A 245-nucleotide genomic window follows, 5' to 3' on the forward strand; every position below is an offset into this window, starting at 1 on the left:
TTACCTGCTTTCAATGCCATTCAGCATGGTATCTGGCTTACATTGCTGATCACTATTGCGAGTTTCATTGTTGGTCAGATTTTTGCTCTGCCATTGGCATTAGCTTTGGTGTCATCCAGATGGTGGTTAAGCTACTCAGCGTCGACCTATACTTTTATGGTGCGCGGAAGTCCTTTGCTCGTCCAACTATTTGTTGTCTATTATGGTCTGGGACAGGTTGAGGCTGTCCGATCAAGCTTCCTGTG

At 45.7% G+C, this 245-nt stretch carries 1 protein-coding gene; it reads left to right on the forward strand.

Features of this window, described 5'->3' with window-relative positions:
* Positions 1 to 245: ABC transporter permease subunit (locus tag HBA93_RS22820; protein WP_286202159.1), on the forward strand; the 245-nt coding region annotated here is incomplete at both ends.

The sequence above is a fragment of the Ochrobactrum sp. SFR4 genome (assembly GCF_019730395.1).
Lineage (GTDB): Bacteria > Pseudomonadota > Alphaproteobacteria > Rhizobiales > Rhizobiaceae > Pseudochrobactrum.